Source organism: Pseudomonas siliginis, assembly GCF_024072275.1.
Taxonomy (GTDB): domain Bacteria; phylum Pseudomonadota; class Gammaproteobacteria; order Pseudomonadales; family Pseudomonadaceae; genus Aquipseudomonas; species Aquipseudomonas siliginis.
The window spans coordinates 848,276-870,764 of record NZ_CP099598.1; the positions used below are offsets into that span (position 1 = coordinate 848,276).

21 protein-coding genes and 1 pseudogene are annotated in these 22,489 nt (G+C 60.9%); 13 read left to right on the forward strand and 9 right to left on the reverse strand.

Annotated features, from left to right (window positions below):
* Positions 1–224 precede the first annotated feature (224 nt).
* Positions 225–575 (reverse strand): cupin domain-containing protein, encoded by a 351-nt coding sequence (locus NF676_RS04195; protein ID WP_016770579.1) that lies wholly within the window; start codon positions 573–575, stop codon positions 225–227.
* Positions 576–616: 41 nt separating this feature from the next.
* The gene (locus tag NF676_RS04200) at positions 617–1,555 is read right to left on the reverse strand and encodes a LysR substrate-binding domain-containing protein (RefSeq protein WP_252887286.1); all 939 of its coding nucleotides are present in this window, start codon (positions 1,553–1,555) and stop codon (positions 617–619) included.
* 232 nt (positions 1,556–1,787) lie between these two features.
* Here NF676_RS04200 and NF676_RS04205 point away from each other — a divergent pair, with 232 nt between their 5' ends.
* Positions 1,788–2,552 (forward strand): sulfite exporter TauE/SafE family protein, encoded by a 765-nt coding sequence (locus tag NF676_RS04205; RefSeq protein ID WP_252887287.1) that lies wholly within the window; start codon positions 1,788–1,790, stop codon positions 2,550–2,552.
* Here the strand turns inward: NF676_RS04205 and NF676_RS04210 are convergent.
* Positions 2,542–2,856, reverse strand: coding sequence for a putative quinol monooxygenase (locus NF676_RS04210; protein WP_095180327.1), 315 nt, complete (start codon positions 2,854–2,856; stop codon positions 2,542–2,544). The two genes, NF676_RS04205 and NF676_RS04210, sit on opposite strands and share 11 nt — an antisense overlap.
* A gap of 181 nt (positions 2,857–3,037) precedes the next feature.
* On the opposite strand from NF676_RS04210, the gene mdaB reads away from it, so the two are divergent.
* From mdaB to NF676_RS04245, 7 genes are all read left to right on the forward strand, one after another.
* Positions 3,038–3,628, forward strand: a complete 591-nt coding sequence (gene mdaB, locus NF676_RS04215; protein WP_252887288.1) for an NADPH:quinone oxidoreductase MdaB — start codon at positions 3,038–3,040, stop codon at positions 3,626–3,628.
* 108 nt (positions 3,629–3,736) lie between these two features.
* Positions 3,737–4,648, forward strand: a complete 912-nt coding sequence (locus NF676_RS04220; RefSeq protein WP_252887289.1) for a LysR family transcriptional regulator — start codon at positions 3,737–3,739, stop codon at positions 4,646–4,648.
* Positions 4,649–4,751: 103 nt separating this feature from the next.
* Positions 4,752–5,645, forward strand: coding sequence for an NAD-dependent epimerase/dehydratase family protein (locus tag NF676_RS04225; protein ID WP_252887290.1), 894 nt, complete (start codon positions 4,752–4,754; stop codon positions 5,643–5,645).
* A 365-nt stretch (positions 5,646–6,010) separates the two neighbouring features.
* On the forward strand, positions 6,011–7,360 hold the full coding sequence (locus NF676_RS04230) for a GntP family permease (RefSeq protein ID WP_150635986.1): 1,350 nt from the start codon (positions 6,011–6,013) through the stop codon (positions 7,358–7,360).
* Positions 7,361–7,376: 16 nt separating this feature from the next.
* Positions 7,377–8,237, forward strand: a complete 861-nt coding sequence (locus NF676_RS04235; RefSeq protein WP_122508182.1) for a MurR/RpiR family transcriptional regulator — start codon at positions 7,377–7,379, stop codon at positions 8,235–8,237.
* Position 8,238: 1 nt separating this feature from the next.
* Entirely contained in the window at positions 8,239–9,687 is a 1,449-nt protein-coding gene (locus tag NF676_RS04240; RefSeq protein WP_252887291.1) for an N-acyl-D-amino-acid deacylase family protein, read from the forward strand.
* 185 nt (positions 9,688–9,872) lie between these two features.
* Positions 9,873–10,241: a glyoxalase superfamily protein gene (locus tag NF676_RS04245; RefSeq protein WP_016771789.1), complete on the forward strand. Its 369-nt coding sequence runs from the start codon at positions 9,873–9,875 to the stop codon at positions 10,239–10,241.
* Between the two features lie 252 nt (positions 10,242–10,493).
* On the opposite strand, the gene NF676_RS04250 is transcribed toward NF676_RS04245, so the two are convergent.
* Together NF676_RS04250 and gliR are read right to left on the reverse strand one after the other, a co-directional pair.
* A complete protein-coding gene (locus NF676_RS04250; protein WP_252887292.1) occupies positions 10,494–10,859 on the reverse strand; it encodes a DUF6124 family protein in 366 nt (121 codons plus the stop codon).
* 476 nt (positions 10,860–11,335) lie between these two features.
* On the reverse strand, positions 11,336–12,352 hold the full coding sequence (gliR, locus tag NF676_RS04255; RefSeq protein ID WP_252887293.1) for an AraC family transcriptional regulator GliR: 1,017 nt from the start codon (positions 12,350–12,352) through the stop codon (positions 11,336–11,338).
* 188 nt (positions 12,353–12,540) lie between these two features.
* On the opposite strand from gliR, the gene NF676_RS04260 reads away from it, so the two are divergent.
* From NF676_RS04260 to NF676_RS04280, 5 genes are all read left to right on the forward strand, one after another.
* The gene (locus NF676_RS04260; protein ID WP_252887294.1) at positions 12,541–14,145 is read left to right on the forward strand and encodes an FAD-binding oxidoreductase; all 1,605 of its coding nucleotides are present in this window, start codon (positions 12,541–12,543) and stop codon (positions 14,143–14,145) included.
* Positions 14,142–15,737, forward strand: a complete 1,596-nt coding sequence (locus NF676_RS04265; protein WP_252887295.1) for a glycerol-3-phosphate dehydrogenase/oxidase — start codon at positions 14,142–14,144, stop codon at positions 15,735–15,737. Before NF676_RS04260 ends, NF676_RS04265 begins: the two co-directional genes overlap by 4 nt.
* The gene (locus NF676_RS04270; protein ID WP_252887296.1) at positions 15,734–17,284 is read left to right on the forward strand and encodes an FGGY-family carbohydrate kinase; all 1,551 of its coding nucleotides are present in this window, start codon (positions 15,734–15,736) and stop codon (positions 17,282–17,284) included. Before NF676_RS04265 ends, NF676_RS04270 begins: the two co-directional genes overlap by 4 nt.
* Positions 17,285–17,503: 219 nt before the next feature.
* Positions 17,504–17,749 (forward strand): FitA-like ribbon-helix-helix domain-containing protein, encoded by a 246-nt coding sequence (locus tag NF676_RS04275; protein ID WP_076565651.1) that lies wholly within the window; start codon positions 17,504–17,506, stop codon positions 17,747–17,749.
* Positions 17,746–18,165, forward strand: coding sequence for a type II toxin-antitoxin system VapC family toxin (locus NF676_RS04280; protein WP_095180338.1), 420 nt, complete (start codon positions 17,746–17,748; stop codon positions 18,163–18,165). The genes NF676_RS04275 and NF676_RS04280 overlap by 4 nt, the downstream gene beginning before the upstream one ends.
* Before the next feature lie 415 nt (positions 18,166–18,580).
* Here NF676_RS04280 and NF676_RS27710 read toward each other — a convergent pair whose 3' ends face one another.
* The 4 genes and pseudogenes from NF676_RS27710 to NF676_RS04295 all read right to left on the reverse strand — a co-directional run bounded on the left by NF676_RS27710 (position 18,581) and on the right by NF676_RS04295 (position 22,322).
* Positions 18,581–19,444, reverse strand: a complete 864-nt coding sequence (locus tag NF676_RS27710; RefSeq protein ID WP_370593494.1) for a methyl-accepting chemotaxis protein — start codon at positions 19,442–19,444, stop codon at positions 18,581–18,583.
* 42 nt (positions 19,445–19,486) lie between these two features.
* Positions 19,487–20,365 (reverse strand): annotated as a pseudogene (locus tag NF676_RS27715) (methyl-accepting chemotaxis protein); the annotation flags it as partial.
* Between the two features lie 282 nt (positions 20,366–20,647).
* On the reverse strand, positions 20,648–21,235 hold the full coding sequence (locus NF676_RS04290; RefSeq protein WP_252887298.1) for a GNAT family N-acetyltransferase: 588 nt from the start codon (positions 21,233–21,235) through the stop codon (positions 20,648–20,650).
* 238 nt (positions 21,236–21,473) lie between these two features.
* The gene (locus NF676_RS04295; RefSeq protein WP_252887299.1) at positions 21,474–22,322 is read right to left on the reverse strand and encodes a hypothetical protein; all 849 of its coding nucleotides are present in this window, start codon (positions 22,320–22,322) and stop codon (positions 21,474–21,476) included.
* Positions 22,323–22,489: the final 167 nt, after the last annotated feature.

Below are 22,489 nucleotides of genomic sequence, written 5' to 3' on the forward strand. Positions count from 1 at the left end.
CCCTTTGTGGCGAGGGGATTTATCCCCGTTGGGTTGCGCAGCAGACCCCTGGATTGTGTCAGGTAAACCGAGTGCTCAGGGTTTGCGACTGCTGCGCAGTCGAGCGGGGATAAATCCCCTCGCCACAGGGTTCTCTATGTCCACAGGTAACACTGGGGTGTGTTTAAAAATTGCAGCAGGTGTTGCCGGGAAATCACGTCGGGTGATTTCCCGGCTTTTTTGCATCAGGCGAAGACGAAATATTTGCGCACGGTCTCGACCACTTCCCACGTGCCTTTCATACCCGGCTCAACCACGAAGATATCGCCAGCACGCAGATGAATCGGCGCCATGCCGTCCGGGGTGATCACGCAGTAGCCTTCCTGGAAATGGCAGTACTCCCACTTCACATAATCGACGCGCCACTTGCCCGGTGTGCAGATCCAGGTGCCCATGATCTTGCTGCCGTCTTCGCTGGTGTAGGCGTTGAGGTTGACGGTGTGCGGGTCGCCTTCGAGTTTTTCCCATTTGCAGGCGTCGAGTACCGGCAGCGGGTGGGTGTCGCGCAGAACGGTGATAGGGGCGGTCGCGGTCATGGGGACTCCGGGCAAGTGGACTTGAGAATTGAAGTCGCACCCTATAGCGGCCGGTCGCCGCTCAGTTGTCTGGGGTCGACATCGGAGTGCTCAGAAACGCGCGCAGCAATAAGTGCTTGTAACAGCGCTTGGGCATAACCCGGCAGCGCGGCGAAGTCTTTCGCGCAGAGCAATAACGCGCGGCGCGCCCACGGCTCATTCAGGGTCACGCACTGGAACCGTTTGAGCGCCGTACGTTCGACAGCGGCCAAGGGCACGATGGCCAGTCCCGCTCCTCGGGCGACCATACGCATCGCGCCATCAAAGCCATCGGCGCGAATGCGCACCTGCATCCGCGCGCCGCTGTGCAGCGCCTGTTCTTCCAGATAAATCGCCAGTGCGCTGTCGGCGCTCAATCCGACAAAGTCGTGCTGCAACGCGTCGCTGAAACTGACCCCGGCGGCGTCAGACAACGGGTGATCGAGCGGCAGAATCAGCACCAGCGGATCATCACGAAACGCCTGGGTCTGCAGGCCGTTGGTGTCGACCGCGTCGGACACAATCCCCAGATCCGCTGCGCCTTCACGCAAGGCATGAGTAATTCGCGCACTGGGCAGTTCCTGTAGATCGATGTCGAGATTGGGATGGCTGCGCAGGAAATCCGCGAGCACTTCCGGAAGGTACTCGGTAATCGCCGTGGTGTTGCATAACAGCCGCACCTGGCCTTTGACGCCATGCGCATAATCGGCCAGATCCTGCTGCATGCGTTCGGCCTGTTGCAAAAGAATGCGCGCATGGCGGGCGAGGGCTTTACCGGCCGGGGTCGGGGTGACGCCGCGCCGACCACGCTCGAGGAATTCGGCGCCCAGCGAGGCTTCCATCGCGCGGATTCGGGCGCTGGCGGCGGCGAGGGACAAGTGGCTGCGGGCGGCGCCGGCGGTGATGTTGCCGGTGTCGAGAATGTGCAGGTAGAGGCGCAGGTCGGTGAGGTCGAAATGCATGGAGTTTGCCTCTGATTTTTATGGTGTGTGGGCTGGCCCTTTCGCTGGCAAGCCAGCTCCCACAGGTTTCTTGTTGATCTCTAAATGGATGAACAACCGAGATTCTGTGGGAGCTGGCTTGCCAGCGATGAGGCCAGATGCCTCACTACAAAGATCAGCCTCTTGCAAAGGAAGAGGCTGCCTAAGTATATGGCAGATTTTCCCCCAGCCCGGATCAGTGCACATTACCCCAATGCACACACTGACCGACTTCTACCAAACCCTCGGCCTGACCCTTTCTCTACTGGTCATCGCCACCTTCCTCCTCGCCGGCACGGTCAAAGGCGTGATCGGCCTCGGCCTGCCCACTGTCGCCATGGGCCTGCTCGGTCTGGCTATGGCGCCGGCGCAGGCAGCCGCTTTGTTGATCGTCCCCGCGACCCTGACCAACCTCTGGCAACTGGCCTTCGGCGGTCATCTGCAAGGATTGATCAAACGCCTCTGGCCCATGCTGCTGATGATCTTCCTCGGCACCGGCATCGGCACCCTCTGGCTCGACATGTCCAGCGGACATTGGGTAGTGCGCGGACTTGGCGCGGCGCTGTTGCTGTATGCATTGAGCGGATTGTTCTTGCCCACGCTACACGTCAAATCCGCGCATGAATCGTGGCTCGGCCCGCTGTGTGGCCTGATCACCGGCGTCATCACCTCAGCCACCGGCGTCTTCGTGATTCCGGCGGTGCCGTACCTGCAAGCGCTGGGGCTGAGCCGCGATGAGCTGGTGCAGGCGCTCGGCCTGTCCTTCGCCGTCTCGACCCTGGCGCTGGCCGCTGGGCTGCTCTGGCACGGCGCACTCGGCGGTGGCGAATTGAGCGCCTCGCTGCTGGCGCTGATCCCGGCCATGCTTGGCATGTGGCTCGGTCAGTGGTTGCGTCAGCGCATCAGTGCGGTGCTGTTCAAGCGGGTGTTCTTTATCGGACTGGGCGCGCTCGGCGCCCATTTGCTGATCAGCGGCTAGCCGACGATTCGCTGAGCATGTCGATCGCGCGGATATCGAAATCGCGCTCCAGATAGTCCATGCGCCTGGCGAAAAACGCTTTCATGTGCGGCAACGCCGAGTGCACATCCAGATGCGCCTGGCTGGCCCAGATCTCGTAGAAGATAAACAGCGTCGGATCTTCCTTGTCGCGCAGCATGTGGTACTCGATGCAGCCCGGTTCGGCGCGGCTTGGCTCGACGTAAGCGCGGAACAGCGCTTCGAACTCGGCGGCTTTTTCCGGGTGGGTCTTGGCGTGCAGGATGAAACCCTGGCGTTCACTCATCACAACTTCCTCAAAAGCAGAAAGCGGCGATGCTACGGCAACAATTGCCGATCGATTCGTGCGTTTTGATCAAATGTATTTTGCGTCGATGTGGCTGTTTCCGCGCGAGATCGATGGTTAATCTGCCGCCATTCCAATTCCTGTTTCAATCCAGCCTTGAAGGCTGCGCCGAGGTTTTCCGATGAAGAAAGTGCTGTTGCTCAATGGCGGTAAAAAATTCGCCCATTCCGATGGCCGCTATAACACCACCCTGCACGAAACCGCGCTGAGCGTGCTGGATCGCGGCGGTGTCGACGTCAAGACCACGTTTATCGACGAGGGCTATGACGTTGCCGAAGAAGTGGCGAAATTCCTCTGGGCCGACGTGATCATTTATCAGATGCCGGGCTGGTGGATGGGCGCGCCGTGGACGGTGAAAAAGTACCTCGACGAAGTCTTCACCGAAGGTCACGGCAGCCTCTACGCCAGCGACGGCCGCACCCGTTCCGATGCCTCGCAGAAGTACGGCAGTGGCGGTCTGATTCAGGGCAAGCAATACATGCTGTCGCTGACCTGGAACGCGCCGCAGCAAGCCTTCGATGACCCGGCTGATTTCTTCGAAGCCAAAGGCGTGGACGCGGTGTACTTCCCGTTCCACAAGGCCAACGAGTTTCTGGGCATGACCGCGCTGCCGACCTTCCTCTGCGTCGACGTAATGAAGCGTCCGAATATCGACAATGATGTGGTGCGCTATGAGCAGCATCTGACTGAGGTGTTTGGCCTCAAGGCTTGATGGGTTTCGGGCTACTATCCGGGTACAGCAAAAGATCGCGACCTTCGGTAGGTCCCGCAGGGGGCATGGCGATTGGCTGCGATCTTGGCGATTCCAAAGAGGACACCCGTGAAAGCCAGATCCGATGAGTTGCAGATTTTCGTCTGCGTGATCGAGTGCGGTTCGATTTCCGCCGCCGCCGAGCAGGTCGGCCAGACGCCGTCGGCCGTCAGTCGCACGCTGTCGAAGCTCGAAGCCAAGCTCGACACCACGCTGATCAACCGCACCACGCGACGCATGGACCTGACCGAGGAGGGCAAGTATTTCTTCGAACAGGCCAAGCTGATTCTCGACCAGATGGATCAACTCGAAGAACGCCTGTCCTCGCGCCAGCAGACCCCATCCGGGCGCCTGCGCATCAACGCTGCCTCGCCGTTCATGCTCCACGCCATCGTTCCCTACATCGACGAATTCCGGCAGCTGTACCCGGACATCCTGCTCGAACTCAACAGCAATGACCTGATCATTGACCTGCTTGAACAAAGCACCGACGTCGCCATCCGCATCGGCACCCTCGCCGATTCGACGCTGCATGCGCGTTCGCTCGGTTGCAGCCCATTAATGATCGTCGCCAGCCCCGCCTATTTGAAAAAACACGGCGCGCCACGACAAGTGGCGGATTTGAGCGAACACACGTTGCTCGGCTTCACCCAGAACGAAGGCCTCAACCAGTGGCCGCTGCGCTATGTGCATGGCGACCGTTGGCCGATCACTCCGGCAATCAGCGCCTCCAGTGGTGAGACCGTGCGCCATTTGGCGCTGGAGGGGCAGGGCATCGCCTGCCTGTCGCACTTCATGACCATCGACGACATCCGTGCCGGGCGCCTGAAAGTCCTGCTCGGCGAATTCAACAGTGGCTACCGCCAGCCGATCAACGCCGTGTACTACCGCAACTCGCAACTGGCGTTGCGTATCCAGTGCTTCCTCGACTTTATCCAGGGCAAACTCGCCGCCTACGCCAGCGCCGAATTCAAGGGCTGATTCGTGATCCCTGCGCAAGAGTGAATTGGCCGAGGGCGGGTTTTTCGCCGGGTTTCATCGGCCGATACTCGCTGCATCACTTATTCACGCAGGGAGTTTCTCCATGAACGTATTCGTTACCGGCGCGGCTGGTTTTATCGGCGGTTCCATCGCCACCGGCCTGTTGCAGGCCGGGCACACAGTTACTGGTCTGGTGCGCAGCGCGGAGCAGGCTGATGAGCTGAAAGCGTTGGGCATGAACGCGGTAATCGGCACCCTCGATGACAGCCAATTGCTGGCGCAACAGGCCCGTGCTACCGATGCCGTCATCAACGCTGCCAGCAGCGACCATCGCGGTGCGGTGGAAGCGTTACTCGACGCTTTGCGCGGCTCGAACAAGGTCTTTCTGCACACCAGCGGTTCGAGCATTGTCGGCGACGCTTCCGGCGGCAAATCCAGCGATGACATTTACTACGAGGACAACCTGCCGGAGCCGACTGTCGACAAGGCCGATCGCGTAGCCATCGACAACCTCGTGCTCGCGGCGGCGAAGGATGGCGTGAACTCGGCGGTGATCTGCAACACCCTGATCTACGGCCACAGCCTGGGCGTCAACCGCGACAGCGTGCAACTGCCGCGACTGCTGAAACAGGCGCGCAAAAGCGGCGTCGTTCGCCACGTCGGAACAGGGCAGAACATCTGGTCCAACGTGCACATCGAAGACGTCGTCGCCCTGTATCGGCTGGCGCTGACCCAAAACGTGCCCGGCACTTTCTACTTCGTCGAGAGCGGTGAAGCCTCGTTCATCGACATGACCACCGCCATGGCCGAAGCCCTCAATCTGGGCGAACCGCAAGACTGGCCATTGCAAGACGCCGAAGCCGAATGGGGCTACGAAATGGCCAACTACGGCCTCGGTTCCAACAGCCGCGTACGCGGCAAACACGCCCGGGAACTGCTGGGCTGGACGCCGAAGCGCACGTCGGTGGTGGAATGGATTCGTAACGAAATGGTGTGAGCCCAGCGCGCACCGAGTGAAGCCATTCGCGAGCAGGCTCGCTCCCACAGGTGACCGCGTTCTGCCTGGAAAAATGTAATTCCTGTGGGAGCTGGCTTGCCAGCGATAGCGGTGGATCAGTCGCCACCCATGTTGAACGTGGCGCCGTCATCGCTGGCAAGCCAGCTCCCACAGGGACTTTGTGGTGGCCAGGAAGCCATGAAAATCCCGCCCTCCGATTTTCATTAATCACGACACGCCATACCCATCAGCGACACACCTTGTCTCTCCACGAAAATTACTTTCATGCGGTTTGAAATCTCTATCTCGAAATGATTTATGAGTTTCACAACCCATTCGAACGTGACCCTTTCGAGGAGTACCGCATGACGCCTTCCTTCGGCTATTGGCTGCTGGTCTACGCCGCTGTGGCCATCATCGCGCTGATCGTGTTGATCGCCCGTTACCGGCTCAATCCGTTCATTGTCATCACCCTGATTTCCCTGGGCCTGGCGCTGGTGGCCGGGATGCCGCCGTCGGCTGTGGTCGGTGCGTATGAGGCCGGCGTCGGCAAGACGTTGGGGCATATTGCGCTGGTGGTGGCGTTGGGGACGATGCTCGGCAAGATGATGGCCGAGTCCGGCGGCGCCGAGCAGATGGCGCGCACGCTGATCGACAGATTCGGCGAGAAGAACGCGCACTGGGCGATGGTCTGCATTGCGTTTCTGGTCGGTCTGCCGCTGTTCTTTGAAGTCGGTTTCGTCCTGCTGGTGCCAATCGCCTTTACCGTCGCCCGCCGCGTTGGCGTGTCGATTCTGATGGTCGGTCTGCCGATGGTAGCCGGCCTCTCGGTGGTGCATGCGCTGGTGCCGCCGCACCCGGCGGCGATGCTTGCGGTGCAGGCCTATCAGGCGTCGGTCGGGCAGACCTTGTTGTACGCGATCGCGATCGGCATTCCGACCGCGATCATCGCCGGCCCGCTGTACGCGAAATTCATCGTGCCGCGCATTCAATTGCCGGCGGACAATCCGTTGGAAAAGCAATTTCTCGAGCGCGAGCCGCGCGACAGATTGCCGGGTTTCGGCATCACCATGGCAACCATTCTGCTGCCGGTGGTGCTGATGCTGATCGGCGGCTGGGCCAATCTGATTTCCACCCCCGGCAGTGCGTTCAACCAGTTTCTGCTGTTCATCGGCAATTCGGTGATCGCGCTGTTGCTGGCGACTTTGCTGAGCTTCTGGACGCTGGGCATTGCTCAGGGTTTCAACCGCGAATCGATCCTCAAGTTCACCAACGAATGCCTCGCGCCCACCGCCAGCATCACCTTGCTGGTCGGCGCGGGTGGCGGCTTGAACCGGATTCTGGTGGATGCCGGCGTTACCGATCAGATCGTCGGTCTCGCTCACGAATTCCACCTGTCGCCACTGATCATGGGCTGGTTGTTCGCCGCACTGATGCGCATTGCCACCGGTTCGGCAACCGTGGCGATGACCACCGCATCGGGCGTTGTCGCGCCGGTGGCCATCGGTCTGGGTTATCCACATCCTGAGCTTTTGGTGCTGGCGACCGGCGCGGGCTCGGTTATCTTTTCCCACGTCAACGACGGCGGCTTCTGGTTGATCAAGGAATACTTCAACATGACGGTCGCGCAGACGTTCAAGACCTGGACCGTGCTCGAGACGCTGATTTCGCTGGTCGCTTTCGCGCTGACCGTCGGCCTTTCCTACCTGCTGTAACCGGAGCCCGCCGCCCATGGACATCCTCTACCAGATCCGCGCCCGCCAGGATTCCTTCAGCGCCGGCGAGGGACGCATTGCGCGGTTGATGCTCGACGATGTCGGGTTTGCCGCCAGCGCCAGCCTCGAAGACCTCGCACAACGCGCCGAGGTCAGCACCGCCACGCTGTCGCGCTTTGCCCGCACGGTCGGCTGCCGTGACCTGCGTGATCTGCGCCTGCAACTGGCCCAGGCCAGCGGCGTTGGCAGCCGGTTTCTCGACCCGGCGGGCACGCCTGAGCAGTCGGCGTTCTACGGGCAGATCGTTGGCGACATCGAAACCACGCTGCGCCAGCATCTGGCCGGTTTCGATGAATCGCGCTTCGCCGACGCAGTGAAATTACTCGGTCAGGCGCGGATGATTCACGCGTTCGGCATGGGCGGTTGCTCAACCCTGTGCAGCGATGAATTGCAGGTGCGCCTGGTGCGCCTCGGTTACCCGATTGCGGTGTGTCATGACGCGGTGATGATGCGCGTGACCGCCGCCAGTCTGAACGCCGAGCAAGTGCTGATCGCCTGCTCGCTGACCGGCATCACCCCGGAGCTTTTGGAAACCGTGGAGCTGGCGCGCAACTACGGCGCGCGCATCCTCGCCATCACCCGCGGCGATTCACCGCTGGCCGAACTGGCCGACGTCGTGCTGCCGCTGCAAGGCGCGGAAACCTCGTTCATCTACAAACCGACGGCGGCGCGCTACGGCATGTTGCTGGCCATCGACGTGCTCGCCACCGAACTGGCGCTGGCCAGCCCTGAAGACAATCAAGAACGTCTGCGGCGAATCAAACTCGCCCTCGACGAATACCGTGGCGGCGACGATCACCTGCCGCTGGGAGACTGACATGCAGTACGACACCCTGATCCGCAACGCGCTGGTTATCGACGGCAGCAACACGCCGGGCTACCGCGCAGACGTGGCGATTCTCAATGGCCGCATCGAGCGCATCGGCGATCTGCCTGACGCCCGCGCCAGCGAAGAAATCGACGCCGCCGGCCGGGTGCTGGCGCCGGGTTTCATCGACGTGCACACCCACGACGACACCGTGGTCATTCGCCAACCCGAGATGCTGCCCAAGCTTAGCCAAGGCGTGACCACGGTGATTGTCGGCAATTGCGGCATCAGCGCTTCGCCGGTCACCTTGAAGGGCAATCCACCCGATCCGATGAACCTGCTCGGCAGCGCAGCGGCGTTCGTCTACCCGCGTTTCAGCGACTACCGCGCCGCCGTCGAAGCGGCCAACCCCACATTGAACGTCGCCGCACTGGTCGGCCACACGGCGCTGCGCAGCAATCACCTCGACGACTTGTTCCGCACCGCGACCCCCGACGAAATCACCGCCATGCGCGTGCAGTTGCGCGACAGTCTCGAGGCTGGCGCGTTGGGCTTATCCACAGGCTTGGCCTACGCCAGCGCCTTCAACGCGTCCACAGATGAAGTCATGCAACTGACCGAAGAGCTGACGACGTTCGGCGCGGTGTACACCACCCATTTGCGCAGCGAATTCGCCCCGGTGTTGGAGGCGATGGACGAAGCATTTCAAATCGGCCGCCACGCGCAATCGCCGGTGATCATTTCCCACCTCAAATGCGCCGGCGTCGGTAACTGGGGGCGCAGTCCGCAATTGCTCGCAGCGCTGGAAGAGGCAGCGAAAACCCATCCGGTCGGCTGCGATTGCTATCCCTATGCGGCGAGTTCCTCGACCCTGGATTTGAAGCAAGTCACTGACGCCCACCGCATCACTATTACCTGGTCGACGCCGCACCCGGAAGTCAGCGGGCGCGACCTGATCGACATCGCAGGCGAATGGAAACTGTCGCTGGAAGAAACCGCGAAACGTCTGCAACCGGCCGGCGCGGTGTACTACGGCATGGACGAGGCCGACGTCAGAAGAATCCTCGCCCATCCGCTTTCGATGGTCGGCTCTGACGGACTGCCCGAAGACCCGTTCCCGCATCCGCGCCTGTGGGGCGCTTTCCCACGGGTGCTGGGCCATTTCAGTCGCGACGTCGGGTTGTTTCCACTGCACACCGCCGTGCACAAGATGACCGGCCTGTCGGCGGCGCGTTTTGGCTTGCAGGAAAGAGGCGAGATTCGTGAAGGACATTGGGCGGATCTGGTGTTGTTTGATCCGCAAACCGTGCGTGACGTGGCCGATTTCAACGATCCGCAGCGGGCGGCGCAGGGGATTGACGGGGTTTGGGTCAACGGCGTGTTGAGTTATCGCGACGGGCAGGCGAATGGCAGCAGGGCAGGGCGGTTTCTGGCTCGCGAAGGTAATTTGCGCGAATGATTTTATTGATGATGATGGCGCCAAAAGATCGCAGCCTTCGGCAGCTCCTACAGGAGATCGAAGGCTGCGATCTTTTGATCCATGTCTCATAGTGGCACTGTGCAATTAAAGAAAGCCATCCACAAGCCGATTTGCTGACATCCTCCCCGTCTACACTGTGGGGCCAATCAGTCAGGGAGCACCCCATGAGCTTCGGCAAAACCACCCCGATCCTGCGGATCTTCGATGAGGCCAAGGCTGTCGAGTTCTACGTCGATTTTCTCGGTTTCAAGATCGACTGGCAGCATCGCTTCGAAGCGAATTTTCCGCTGTATCTGCAGGTGTCACGGGGCGAGTGTGTGCTGCATCTGTCCGAGCATCACGGCGATGCGTGCCCGGGTTCGGCGCTGCGTATCGAGACCGATGAGCTGGAGGCGTTTCAGCAGCAACTGATGGCCAAGGATTACAAGTTCTCGCATCCGCAGATTCAGGCGATGCCTTGGGGGAGTCAGGACATGACCATTGCTGATCCGTTTGGCAATCGGTTGGTGTTTACCAATGCGATCAGTCTTTGATCTGCATGCCTGAGATCAAAAGCCCCTCACCCTAGCCCTCTCCCGGAGGGAGAGGGGACCGACCGAGTTGACCGTGCTTCAAACGTCTACCTGAACGACCGTGTCGAATATGGATTCACAGCGATCATTTCAGGTCGGCGTATTTCGTGAGCATCGCACGGTCGGCCCCCTCTCCCTCTGGGAGAGGGCTGGGGTGAGGGCAATCCCTGACACCCCACCAAAATCAGCCCACACCAAATCCCCCAAAAACCCTCAATCAGTCGGCACCAGCCGATCCAGCACCCGATTCACCGCCATCTCCGCGACCATCACAATCTGCGCAATGCCCTGCAACGTCTTGCGCTGCGAGCCGTTCACCAGCCCCGCCTGATCGTTGAGCATCACCGTCGCCGACCCCAGGGTTTCGCAGGCATCGGCCAGCAGCGATTCGTTGTCGGCCTCGGGATTGGCCATGTACAGCGTGTTGGATTTGTAGGGCGGGGCCATGAATTCAGCGCTGGATGGACCGAGGTAATGGTCGAGGGCGCGGTCGGCGGCTTCGTGGAATTTCTTCGAGTCGGCGGATTCGTAGGGGGATGCCGGGTCGGAGGTTGGCGGGTTTGGGGTTACTTTGAACATATCCAGATCCTCATTTTGGCTGGCCACCGCTTTCCTACTAAAGAAAGTGGAGGCAGCTGTGCGCAGGTTAGTAGACCGGGGATCTGGGAAACCGGCGCGCCCGAGAGCGCCCTGCGCACAGCCACCATAAAGCTCAGGCGAGACCTGACTGTCTGATGAACGATGCACCCCAAATACTCCGGGCTACTAAACCCGATCACTGATAGGCAGTGACGCAATCACAGTAGCGATGAGGTCTGGGGCGCACAAGCCGGCGGATTCTGGCGCAGGCGTAGGCAGCGGCGCAAGGAATTGTGGGTGGTTTCGCTGAATGTCTGGCGGCTTTAAACAGTTGTGCCAAGACGCGTTTAATCGGTGTGGCAAATGACGCCTTCGCGAGCAGGCTCGCTCCCACAAGGGGGCTGCGGTGAACTCGGAAATGCAGGCAACCGAGAACTACTGTGGGAGCGAGCCTGCTCGCGAAGAGGCCATCAGCATCACCGCCGATTCCGCAGCCGAAACTCCCCCGGCGGCATCCCGCGCCAGCTCTTGAACGTGCGATGAAACGAGCGCGGTTCGGTGAAGCCCAGATACTGCGCAATGTCCTGAATGGGCAACGTGCTGTTGAGCAAATAATGCTCGGCCAGTTCCTGACGCAGCTCATCGAGAATCTGCTGATACGACGTCCCGACCTGCTGCAATTGCCGCTGCAACGTGCGCACCGAGACGCTGAGCTGTTCGGCCACTTGCTCCTTGCGCGGCAAGCCCTCCTTGAGCAAACCGCGCAGGATGTTTTTCACCTGCTGCGCCAGCGACGCATCTTCCAGCGTCGCCAGCAAACCCATCGCGTGTTCTTCCAGGGTTCGCAGCAATTGCGCATCGGCCTGACGCAGCGGCAATTGCAAATACGCCAGCGGCACCACCAGCGCCGAATACGCCTGATCGAATAGCACCGGGCAACCAAAAAACGCCTCGTACTCGGCCAGCGTCACCGCATCCGGCCGCCCATGCTCCAGCCATACGCAGGCCGGCGACAGCTGCGTGTCGGCGATCCAGCGCGCATAGTGCAGCCACGAACCGAGCACATTTTCCACCAGATGCCGACGAATCCGTGGCCGCTGGTAACGGCAGGCCCAGATCAGATGCACGTGCTCGCCCTGCACCTCGGCGCGGCTGACGCCCATGTCGCCGACGAGTTTTTCGAACGGCATGATCCGGCTCATCGCATCGCCCAGCGTCGCGCAATTCATGGTGATGTAACCGAGCACGCTCCACGAATTGGGCAGGACGAAATTCGCCGCATGCAGCCCGAACAACCCATCGCCCGAGTGCTCGCAGAAATAATCCAGCAAGCGCTCGTGAACCTCACCCGGCAGGCGCAAGGTGTTGTCGCTCAACTGCTGCGCCTGCAACCCGGCCGCCGCCAACGCAGGCTCGACGGCCATGCCCAACTGTTCGGCATGGCGCAGGTATTTGAGCAGCGGCGGAACGGAAGTGAAGCCAAGCGATGGCATGGTCGCGGTCCTTTGATCGACGGTGCGTGAGCGAATGAATGGCGCAAGGTAAGTGGATTGCCCGGCGAATGTAAATGCCCGGACGTTTGGCGCCATTCGCTACAGGTTCTGGCCGGATGCGACCGTGACAGATCTCCAGCGCTGACTAGTATGCAAGCTTGACCCAACGGCAGAAAAAGGACACACGCATGCGACGCTGGAACGGCTGGGGAGAGGCAGGCACGGTGGTCGAACTGCCGGCCCAGGGCGCGACATTTCTCGACGAACGCTTGGGCGCCGGCCGGGCATTGCCCGATGCGACTCTGGCGGCGGCGTTGGCGCAAGTGCCGACCTCGCGCCTGGTGCCGCATCGCTTGTACAGCGTCGATACTCACGATCGCCTGCTGCACGCGCGCGGCCAGAGCCTGCCGGACTGGCTGGCGTTGCGCGAAGGTGCGCTGGGTACTTATCCCGATGCCGTGGCGTTTCCTGAAACGGCCGAACAGATCCGCCAATTGCTGGCGCTCGCCCATGATCAGGATCTGTGCCTGATTCCCTACGGCGGCGGCACATCGGTGGCCGGACACATCAATCCGCCGAACTCCACGCGGCCGGTGCTGACGGTGTCGCTGGCGCGGATGAATCGCCTGACCGACCTCGACGAACAGAGCCTGTTGGCGACATTCGGCCCCGGCGCCAGTGGGCCGCAAGTCGAAAGCCAATTGCGCGCGCGCGGCTACACGCTGGGGCATTTTCCGCAGTCGTGGGAGCTGTCGACCCTGGGCGGTTGGGTGGCCAGTCGTTCCAGCGGCCAGCAGTCGTTGCGCTACGGGCGGATCGAGCAATTGTTCGCTGGCGGCACCCTGGAAACGTTCGCCGGGCCTCTGCAGATTCCAACCTTTCCCGCGTCGGCGGCAGGTCCCGATCTGCGTGAAATGGTGCTCGGTTGCGAGGGCCGTTTCGGGATCATTTCCGAGGTCAAAGTGCGGGTCAGCGCGTTGCCGGCGGACGAGCGTTTCTACGGTGTGTTCCTGCCCGACTGGCCGCAGGCGCTGCAAGCGATCCGCCAATTGGCGCAGGCGCGCGTACCGCTGTCGATGCTGCGTCTGTCGAACGCGGTGGAAACCGAAACGCAACTGGCGCTGGCCGGCCATCCGCAGCAGATCGCCTGGCTGGAAAAGTACCTCAAGCTGCGCGGCGCCGGCGACGGCAAATGCCTGCTGACCTTCGGTGTGACCGGCAATCGCCAGCAAAACGCACTGTCACTGAAACACGCGCGCCAGCATCTGAAAGCCTTCGGCGGCGTGTTCACCGGCACCCTGCTGGGCAAGAAGTGGGCGCAGAACCGCTTCCGTTTTCCCTACCTGCGCGAGAACCTGTGGAGCGCCGGTTACGTGGTCGACACCCTCGAAACCGCCACCGACTGGAGCAACGTCGACCACTTGCTCAGCCTCATCGAAAACAGCCTGCGCGACGCCTTGGCCGCCGAGGGCGAGCGCGTGCATGTGTTCACCCATCTCTCGCACGTCTACGGCGAGGGCTCAAGCATCTACACCACCTACGTATTTCGCCCGGCGGCGGAATATGCCGCGACGCTGGCGCGCTGGCGCATGCTCAAACACGCGGCCAGCCAGACCATCGTCGACAACCACGGCACGATCAGTCATCAGCACGGCGTCGGCAAGGATCACGCGCCGTATCTGCTGCGCGAAAAAGGCCCGCTGGCGATGCAGACGTTGCAGGCGCTGAGCGAACATTTCGACCCGGAGGGGCGCCTCAACCCGGGCACGCTGTTGCCAGAGTCGCGGCCATGACGGCGAACTGGAACGCGCAATGGCGCGAGCAGATTCTGCCGACGCTGGCGGATGAAACGTGGGACCTGATCGTCATCGGCGGCGGCATCAGCGGCGCCGGGATCGTCCGCGAAGCGGCGCGCCGGGGCTGGCGCTGTTTGCTGCTGGAACAGCGTGATTTTGCCTGGGGTACGTCAAGCCGATCATCGAAAATGGTCCACGGCGGTTTGCGTTACATCGCCAAGGGCCAGTGGCGCCTGACCCGCGATTCGGTGCGCGAGCGCCAGCGCCTGCTCGACGAAGCGCCGGGGCTGGTCGAGCCGATGAGTTTCATGATGCCGCACTATCGCGGCGGCTTTCCCGGGCCGCGCGTCATGGGCGGCCTGCTCTCGGTTTACGACGCGCTGGCGGGGCGGCGCAACCATGCTTTTCATGACGCCCAGCAACTGCGTTTTCTCGCCCCGGGGGTTAAGGAAAACGGCCTGCTCGGCGGCAGCTGTTTTGTCGATGCGCTGACTGATGACGCGCGGCTGGTGATGCGCGTACTGCGCGAGGCTCGGGCCGATGGCGCGGTGGTGCTCAATGGTGTGCGGGTCACGCAACTGCTGCGTGAAGGCGGGCGCGTGTGCGGGGTTCAGATCGAAGATGGCGAGGGCGGCGCCACGCTGCAATTGCGCTCTGGCGTGCTGGCCGTGGCTACGGGCGCTTGGGCTGAGCGCTTGCGTCCCGCCGAAGCAGCGAAGCAATTGCGCCCGTTGCGCGGCAGTCATCTGTTGCTGCCGGGCTGGCGCTTGCCGGTGGCGCAAGCGTTCACTTTTCTGCATGAGCGCGATCGGCGCCCGGTGTTTGTCTTTCCCTGGGAAGGCTCGACGGTGGTCGGCACCACGGACCTCGATCACCGCGACGATCTCGACCAGAGCGCGCGCATTTCCAGCGACGAACTCGACTATCTGCTCGCCGCTTGCCAGCAGCAATTTCCCGGCGCCGAAATAGGCGTCGACGATGTGCTGTCGACCTGGTCAGGCGTGCGTCCAGTGGTCGGAAGCGCGGCGGGTGCGCATCAAGACAAACCATCGAACGAAACCCGCGAACATGTGCTGTGGCAGGAGCCCGGTTGCGTGACGTTGGCCGGTGGAAAACTGACCACATTTCGCCCGCAAGCGATCGAAGTGCTCAAGGCTTGTGCGGCGATGCTTGGGCGTTCTTTTGTCGATGACGGCGCGCCGGTGTTCGCCGCTGTGCCGCCGCTGACGATTGCGGGACTGAGCGGCAATCAATGGCGACGCCTGGCCGGGCGTCACGGTCGAGACCTGCCGAGGCTGGCGCAATTGCTCGGCGAACTCGGTCTGGAAACGGTTGGCGCCACCGATACATTGTGGGCAGAGCTGGCGTTTGCCTGCGAGGCGGAAATGGTTGTGCACCTGGATGATTTGCTGCTGCGTCGCACCCGTTTGGGCCTGTTGCTGCCGCGCGGTGGCGAGGATTTTTTCCCGGCGATCCGCACGCTGTGCCAGCCACGATTGGCCTGGGATGATGAGCGCTGGCTAGCGGAAATTCAGCGTTATCGATTGTTGTGGCTGCGCGATCACGGGTTGCCGGAGATCACGCCATGAAATACCTGTTAGCGATCGACAACGGCACCCAGAGCGTGCGCGCGTTGCTCTTCGATCTGCAGGGCAACCTGCTCGGCAAAGGCAAAGTCGATCTGCAGGCGTACTACTCGACGCAACCCGGTTGGGCCGAGCAGGATCCGGAATATTACTGGGCGAAACTCGGCGAGGCCTGCCAGCAACTCTGGCAGCAGACCGGCATCGATCGTGCGCAGATTGCCGGCGTGTCCCTGACCACCCAGCGCGGCACAGTGATCAACGTGGACGCCAAGGGCAAACCGCTGCGCCCGGCAATTGTCTGGCTCGATCAACGTCAGGCTGAGGTCGAGGGCGGCATCAAAGGGCCGTGGGGCTGGCTGTTCAAACTGGTCGGCGCCCAAGCGACGGTGGATTATTTTCGCGCCCAGGCCGAGGCCAACTGGATCGCCCGGCATCAACCCGAGGTGTGGGCGGCGACCGACAAGTATTTACTGCTTTCAGGCTTCCTCACCCATCGCTTGTGCGGGCGCTTCGTCGACTCCATCGGCTGTTGCGTCGGCTATCTGCCCTTCGACTTCAAACGGCTGAAATGGGCGGCGCCGCGCGACTGGAAATGGCAGGCACTGGCGGTGCGCCCGGAGCAGTTGCCGACCCTGCACAAACCCGGCGAAACCCTCGGCTATATCAGCGCCGAAGCCGCCCGGCACACCGGCATTCCCGAAGGCCTGCCGCTGATCGCGGCGGGCGCGGACAAGGCCTGCGAAGTGATCGGCTCTGGCGTGGTCGATGCGCGCACTGTGTGCCTGTCCTACGGCACCACCGCGACCATCACCAGCACCCGCTCACGCTACCTGGAAATCGTCCCGCTGATCCCGCCGTACCCCTCGGCCGTGCCCGATCAGTACAACTGCGAAGTGATGATCTATCGCGGCTACTGGATGGTCAGCTGGTTCAAGAACGAATTCGGCCTGCGCGAGATGCAGCAGGCGAAAGCGCAAGGCATCGAACCGGAGCAACTGTTCGACGCGCTGGTCAACGCGGTGCCGCCGGGTTCGATGGGTCTGATGCTGCAACCCTACTGGTCACCGGGCATCCGCGAACCGGGCGTGGAAGCCAAAGGCGCGATGATCGGCTTCGGCGACGTACACACCCGCGCGCACATCTACCGCGCGATTCTCGAAGGCCTGGCCTACGCGTTGCGCCAGGGCATGGAGAACATCGAGCGACGTTCAAAAGTCTCGATCAAACGCCTGCGCGTCGCCGGCGGCGGCTCACAAAGCGACGCCGCCATGCAGCTGACCGCCAACATCTTCGGCCTGCCGGCAGAACGCCCGCATGTGTATGAAGCGTCCGGGTTGGGGGCGGCGATATGCTGTGCGGTGGGGTTGGGATTGCATCGGGATTTCCCATCGGCCATTGCGGCGATGACTCGGGTTGGAGCGGTCTTTAACCCACAACCCGACGCGCAGGAGATTTACCAGCAACTGTACAAAGACGTTTACCTGCGCATGTACCGGCAGCTCAAACCGCTGTACCAAAGCATCCGCAAAATCACCGGTTATCCCGAATAGTCCTGACACCATAGACCCCTGTGGGAGCGAGCCTGCTCGCGAAGGCGGAGTGTCAGTCAATGATGATCTGAATGATCCACCGCTTTCGCGAGCAGGCTCGCTCCCACAGGGGTATTGCGGTGTGCAGTTACCGACGATGCCGCTCGGCGGGCCTGACTCCAATCGAACCTGAATATGCTAGCCTGCAATCGATGATTTCATTGATTGCAGGAGGGCGACGTGGCCAGCATCACCATTCGAAACCTTGACGAGAAGCTCAAGGAGCAGTTGCGCATTACCGCTGCACACAACGGACATTCCATGGAAGAAGAGGCTCGGCTGATTCTGGGCCGAGCGCTCACCACGGTTGATCGTGCCGGAGGGCTGGGCAGTCGGATCCACCAGCGTTTCAGCGCCGAGGGCGGAGCCGAGCTCGATCTGCCTGCGCGTGCAGAAAAACCGCTCGGGGTGGATTTTTCTGAATGATAGTGCTCGATACCAACGTTCTATCCGAATTCATGCGTATCGAACCCGAGGCTCAAGTGTTGGCTTGGGTGGATGCGCAACCGGCCATGGACCTGGTCATCAGCGCAATCACCGTGGCGGAGATACTGCACGGCATCGCTCGATTACTTTCCGGCAAGCGCAAACAAAAACTCCAGGCCCACGCTTTGGCAATGTTTGAAGAGGATTTTGCCGGGCGGATTTTGCCATTCGATGCCCACGCAGCCGTCGAGTACGCGACGCTGGTAGCCGATGCAGAGGCGAAAGGGCGGGGGATTGCAATGGCCGATGCGCAAATCGCAGCGATCTGCCGAAATCGTGGAGCCGCGATTGCTACACGTAACGTCCGGTACTTCGAGTTTTCCGGGGTTAAAGTGATCAATCCGTGGCAGGTCTGAAAATCTGCTCTGTCATTTAAACCGCTTTCGCGAGCAGGCTCGCTCCCACAAGGTTTTGCGGTGTGATCAAAATCCAGCGAGCCCCACAAATCCAATGTGGGAGCGAGCCTGCTCGCGAATGCGGAGTGTCAGGCAATGTTGATTTGACTGACCCACCGCCTTCGCGGGCAAGCCCGCTCCCACAAGGGATCTGCGGTGTGCTCAAATCCTGTGACCCACATAAATCCAAATGTGGGAGCGAGCCTGCTCGCGAAGGCGCAGTGTCAGGCAATGTTGATTTGATTGACCCACCGCCATCGCGGGCAAGCCCGCTCCCACAGTTATCGAGATGAACACATCAACAGTGCTCGATCACGAAAACCTGTGGGAGCGGGCTTGCCCGCGATTCGGTTTCAGCCTCAGCGCAAAACCAACGTCATACGCGGAAGTGGCTGACCATCTGCTGCAACTGACCACCCAACCGCGCCAGTTCAACACTCGACGCTGCCGTCTCATCACTCGCCGCTGCGGTCTGCTCGGACACGTCGCGCACGTTGATGATGCTGCGGCTGATCTCTTCGGCCACGGCGCTTTGCTGTTCGGCAGCGGCGGCGATCTGCTGGTTCATCGACTGGATGTTCGACACCGTGCGGGTGATGTTTTCCAGCGAGGCGCCGGCCTTGCGCGTCAGGGCGACGCTGCTGTCGGTCAGCGCGCGGCTGTTGTTCATCACTGCCGAAACCTGCTGGGTGCCGTTCTGCAGGCCGGCGACCAGACCTTCGATTTCCTCGGTGGATTTCTGCGTGCGTTGAGCCAGACCGCGTACCTCATCGGCGACCACGGCAAACCCACGCCCGGCTTCACCGGCACGCGCGGCTTCGATCGCGGCGTTGAGGGCGAGCAGGTTGGTCTGTTCGGCAACAGCCTTGATCACGTCCATGACGCTGCCGATCTTGTCGCTTTCCTGTTGCAGCACGCTCATCGCTTCGGTCGAACGCACCACTTCGCTGGCCAGACGCTCGATCTGCGCGATGGCCTCATTCACAACCTTGTCGCCTTCACGGGCCTCGCCGTCCGCAGCAGCGGCAGCTTGCGACGCTTCCTCAGCATTACGCGCAACTTCCTGCACAGTGGCAGTCATTTCGTGCATGGCAGTGGCGACCTGATCGGTCTCGACTTTTTGGCTGTTCACACCGGCGCTGGTCTGTTCGGTTACAGCCGACAACTCTTCAGCGGCGCTGGCAATCTGGGTGACGCCGTCGCGGATGCCGCTGATCAAGTCACGCAGGGTCACGCCCATGCGCGCGATGCCTTGCTGCAACACGCCGAGTTCGTCGCGGCGGGTAACGGTGACATTCTGGGTCAGGTCGCCGCTGGCGATGCGCTCGACCACGGCGAGGGTGTCCTGCAACGGACGGGTGATCTGACGGGTGATGATTACGGCAGCAATGACGCCAACCAGCAGCGCCAGCAACGTGCTGATCAACTGGAAGGTGCGCGCCTGGGCGCTTTCAGCGTCACGACGATCGAGCTGGATCTGGTACAGCTGCTCGCTCAGGGCGACGATAGTGGTGCCCTGATCGGTCATTTCCTTACGCGCCTGCACCGCATCGGTGTTGGCGTTCTTGTACGCCATCAACGCACTGCGATAGCTGGTCAGTGCGGTTTCCAGTTGGCGCAGGGCATCCTGCTGTGTCGCGGCAAATTGCGCGTTCAGCGGTTTGAGGCTGGCGATGGCCGCGTCGATCTGGCCGACGGCTTTCTGCTCGGTCTCGGCGTTGCTGGTCGCGGTGTAACCACGCACTTCATAGCGCGCGAGGATGAAGGCTTCCTTCGCTGCAGTAACCGCCTGGAACTGCTCGAAACGCTGATCGCTCAACTCCATCTGCTGCACGCGCTGGCTGATCGATTCGATCAGGTTGTACGCAGTCTGGGCATTGACGCTCATGGTGTCGCGGGCGCTGTTGCCGGTGCGATAGGCGTTGCGCATTTTGTTCAGCGAGGTCTGGTATTCAGCGATGGTCGCGGCCTGCTGCTTGAGCAGTTTGACGTTCTCCGGACTCTTGAATTTGCTGATCAGCGCCTGCTGCTGAGCGGCGAAACTTTCCAGGGTGGTCTGCACATTCTGCGCGGCGGTTTCGTCGCCGTTGGTCAGCATGTATTGCAGGCGCACCACGCGCAGTTTGGTCAGGCCAGCGTTGAGCTGGGTAATGTCGCTCATCCAGTTGCTGCGGTCGATCAGGCCGCCGAGGCTGGTCCAGCCGGTCAGCGCCAGAACGCAGGTCAGGGCCAGCACCAGGCCGAAGCCCAGGCCGAGTTTCATGTTCACGCTGATGTTACCGAACCAGCTATTCATGCAAATCCTCCAGAAACGTTGGGTTTCTTGATCGTCAGTTAAGCTGGAAGATTGTTGTTCTTTTGAGCCAGCAGGGGTGTTAGCAGGTCTGTATCGGCCGCAAACCCGAGAGCTGAAAGGATTTTTGTCTGACAGGTTTCGCGCAACTCAACCCAGGCGCCGCGACCAACGCTGATCCGGCGCCTCGAACCCCGGATTGACCAGCGCCGTCAGCACATGATCCTGCCAACGCCCGGCGATATTCAGATACGCCTTCGCATACCCCTCGCGCTCAAAACCCAAGCGCTCAAGCAAACGCGCACTGCGCTCATTGCCCGGAATGTAATTTGCCATGATCCGATGCAGATTCTGCACATCGAACATATAACCAATCCCCGCCTCCAGCCCCTCCTGCATCAAACCCTGCCCCTGATGCGCCTCATCGATGTGATAACCCAAATAACACGCCTGAAACGCACCCCGAATAATCCCGCTGAAATTGCACGCCCCGATCATCTGCTGACCGTCCGGCGACAGCAGCGCGAAATGCATGGCTAACCCGGCTTCGAAAGCACTGGCCTGGATCTCGAGGCGACGGCGGATGTTGGCGGTGGAGAAGTAGTCGGTGGTGCGGATGGGCGACCAGCGAGCCAGGTGCCGCTGGTTGCGCTGGTAGAAAGCGCTTTCGAGTTCGGCCTGATCGGGGGAGAGGATCGCCAGCGTCATGCGCGGGCAGGGCAGGGATAACAGCGGCATCGAGCGCTCCTTGGCGAGGGATCTGCTGGCAGAGTCGCGCATATGGTGGGGAGCGGCAAGATATGGAGAAACCGAGGCGAAAAAAAGCCCGCTAGGAGCGCGGGCGAACCGTAGTTTCTTGAATGAGCAGGGGGATTTTATGGGATCGGTCGGGTGGACGTAGTGAAGAAAAGTTCATCTCGCTTCCGCCGACCGGGTCGATGTCCCGCCAGTCGATCTTCAGCGCACGATGAAAATATCAGCGCCCATACAGCACCGTATTCATCAACGCATTGACCTGATTTGGCATGGTGTGGATGAACCAGTCGAAAGCAAGACCCGAGGTAAGCAGGTACGCGAGAACCAGCAGGATAGGCATGAAGACGATGTTTTTGCGCAGATTGGCGTACTTGCGGGTTTTTCTGGAAAGCCAAGGTTCGTGAGTACCGTTGTTATTGGCATGTGCACCCGCAACGATGAAGTAGGTTGAAAAAAGCATCATCCGAAGGCTGGTATAGATAAACAGCAGTACGCCTATCAGGTGTAGCAAGAACCAGTGCATGTCCAGCAAGACGAAATATTTTTTTATTCCCGTCAGGCCCTGCTCATTGATGATCTGCTGGCTGTACTGAAAGTTTTGCGGCGCCAGGGTGGGCGTAAAAGCTTCATCAGTGAGGTAGGTGGCTGCCACGCAGAAGGCCATGGAAAAAATCAGCGAAACCACCCACTTGCTGCCCGCGAAGAAGCCCCGATAAAGGCTATGCAAGGTTCCGCCAGCCCACAGTGAAATGGTGAACAGCGTGATCCAGGAAAGCAGATTCAGTATCTCGGCCCGGAAAAACACATAAATCAGCCCGGCAATCACCATCATCATGAAGATGACTGGAGTCATATCCTGACTTGTGCTGGCGGCGTTCACGCCCGGCGGTGGATTGACCACCGTGTTGAAGGTCAGGTTTACCGAATGGCCCGGCTGATTGGCGGATTGTGGAGAATCGCCTTTCAGGACCCGATCCAGAATGGCTCCCAGAATCAGGCCGAGGATAGTGAAGAACGCCGATATGTAGATATCGACTTCCTTGGATTGGATGGTATCGATGAAGCTCATGTTTTATTGCCTTCCTTGCGCAGGTTGAGTGTTTCCGCGTGCGAACCGGGTTTCTCTGCGAGGCGTCCAGCCAGCCGCGGAATGGTAAGGGGATGGGTGTGGTTTGGCTATCACACAAGCGCACTCGTCTTACAGCCAAATTGGTTTCGTTTAATTGGAGAGTGAGC

What these genes read in the sequence shown, in the direction of transcription:
- NF676_RS04195 (WP_016770579.1), bottom strand. Translation starts at nt 575, where the DNA reads ATGACCGCGACCGCCCCTATCACCGTTCTGCGCGACACCCACCCGCTG.
- NF676_RS04200 (WP_252887286.1), bottom strand. Translation starts at nt 1,555, where the DNA reads ATGCATTTCGACCTCACCGACCTGCGCCTCTACCTGCACATTCTCGAC.
- NF676_RS04205 (WP_252887287.1), top strand. Translation starts at nt 1,788, where the DNA reads ATGCACACACTGACCGACTTCTACCAAACCCTCGGCCTGACCCTTTCT.
- NF676_RS04210 (WP_095180327.1), bottom strand. Translation starts at nt 2,856, where the DNA reads ATGAGTGAACGCCAGGGTTTCATCCTGCACGCCAAGACCCACCCGGAA.
- mdaB (WP_252887288.1), top strand. Translation starts at nt 3,038, where the DNA reads ATGAAGAAAGTGCTGTTGCTCAATGGCGGTAAAAAATTCGCCCATTCC.
- NF676_RS04225 (WP_252887290.1), top strand. Translation starts at nt 4,752, where the DNA reads ATGAACGTATTCGTTACCGGCGCGGCTGGTTTTATCGGCGGTTCCATC.
- NF676_RS04230 (WP_150635986.1), top strand. Translation starts at nt 6,011, where the DNA reads ATGACGCCTTCCTTCGGCTATTGGCTGCTGGTCTACGCCGCTGTGGCC.
- NF676_RS04235 (WP_122508182.1), top strand. Translation starts at nt 7,377, where the DNA reads ATGGACATCCTCTACCAGATCCGCGCCCGCCAGGATTCCTTCAGCGCC.
- NF676_RS04240 (WP_252887291.1), top strand. Translation starts at nt 8,239, where the DNA reads ATGCAGTACGACACCCTGATCCGCAACGCGCTGGTTATCGACGGCAGC.
- NF676_RS04245 (WP_016771789.1), top strand. Translation starts at nt 9,873, where the DNA reads ATGAGCTTCGGCAAAACCACCCCGATCCTGCGGATCTTCGATGAGGCC.
- NF676_RS04250 (WP_252887292.1), bottom strand. Translation starts at nt 10,859, where the DNA reads ATGTTCAAAGTAACCCCAAACCCGCCAACCTCCGACCCGGCATCCCCC.
- gliR (WP_252887293.1), bottom strand. Translation starts at nt 12,352, where the DNA reads ATGCCATCGCTTGGCTTCACTTCCGTTCCGCCGCTGCTCAAATACCTG.
- NF676_RS04260 (WP_252887294.1), top strand. Translation starts at nt 12,541, where the DNA reads ATGCGACGCTGGAACGGCTGGGGAGAGGCAGGCACGGTGGTCGAACTG.
- NF676_RS04265 (WP_252887295.1), top strand. Translation starts at nt 14,142, where the DNA reads ATGACGGCGAACTGGAACGCGCAATGGCGCGAGCAGATTCTGCCGACG.
- NF676_RS04270 (WP_252887296.1), top strand. Translation starts at nt 15,734, where the DNA reads ATGAAATACCTGTTAGCGATCGACAACGGCACCCAGAGCGTGCGCGCG.
- NF676_RS04280 (WP_095180338.1), top strand. Translation starts at nt 17,746, where the DNA reads ATGATAGTGCTCGATACCAACGTTCTATCCGAATTCATGCGTATCGAA.
- NF676_RS27710 (WP_370593494.1), bottom strand. Translation starts at nt 19,444, where the DNA reads ATGGGCGTGACCCTGCGTGACTTGATCAGCGGCATCCGCGACGGCGTC.
- NF676_RS04290 (WP_252887298.1), bottom strand. Translation starts at nt 21,235, where the DNA reads ATGCCGCTGTTATCCCTGCCCTGCCCGCGCATGACGCTGGCGATCCTC.
- NF676_RS04295 (WP_252887299.1), bottom strand. Translation starts at nt 22,322, where the DNA reads ATGAGCTTCATCGATACCATCCAATCCAAGGAAGTCGATATCTACATA.